The organism is Clostridium sp. CS001 (assembly GCF_020443565.1).
Classification (GTDB): domain Bacteria; phylum Bacillota; class Clostridia; order Clostridiales; family Clostridiaceae; genus Clostridium_AD.
Window position 1 is genome coordinate 1 of record NZ_JAIZZN010000080.1, and the last position, 820, is coordinate 820.

General features: G+C 31.6%; 2 rRNA genes. Both read right to left on the bottom strand.

From position 1 onward, the window contains the following. Window positions 1-60, bottom strand: a 16S ribosomal RNA gene (locus tag LGK97_RS19615); the annotation flags it as partial. A gap of 651 nt (window positions 61-711) precedes the next feature. Beyond that, window positions 712-820: ribosomal RNA gene (rrf, locus tag LGK97_RS19620) — 5S ribosomal RNA — on the bottom strand; the annotation flags it as partial.

Below are 820 nucleotides of genomic sequence, written 5' to 3' on the forward strand. Positions count from 1 at the left end.
TTGCATGTGTTAGGCACGCCGCCAGCGTTCGTCCTGAGCCAGGATCAAACTCTCAATTTAAAAGTTTACACTTTTTAATTTGAAATGTTATAATCTGCGCCAACTGTTAAGCTGGTTAGCAAGCTCATTACAATTCTCTTAGTCTTGCAACTAAGAATTACTTTTTGCTAAAGTAATTAACTGGTTTAACGAAATATTATTTCGCTATCTTTACCTATTTCTCTGTTTAATTTTCAAAGACCAATTTGTTTTGCCATCAAGTTACGACTTCTACTATTCTACTGTTTAGTTGTAGATTTGTCAATGATATTTTTAATATCATAAACATATTAATGTTAATCCTTCTAAACTCAAACATTATCACTTAATTGTGACGACAATAAATATTTTAACATAATAAAATTACTGAATATTTGAGTCACATCTCATATATTCAAGTTATCCTCATTTTTCTCGAATATTTGGCATTAATACTAAGAATATCTCATAATGATACACTAGGATAGGTATATAGCTCTTTGTACTATAATTAACCTTTTCAAGTTTTTAATATACTGAATCTTCTTATTAGTCTATAATCACTCTTTCTCAAATCATTATACTAAAAGTAAGGATTTAAAAATGACGCATAAGTTTTAGCTTAGTTAAATACCCATTATATCTCTAAGCAAACAAAAACCACTAAGTTAACCTTAGTGGTTTTTGTTTATTACCTGGCGACAACCTACTCTCCCACAAGGCTACCCCTGCAGTACCATTGGCGCATTGAAGCTTAACCTACCTGTTCGGTATGGGAAGGGGTGTTACCTTCATGCCATAA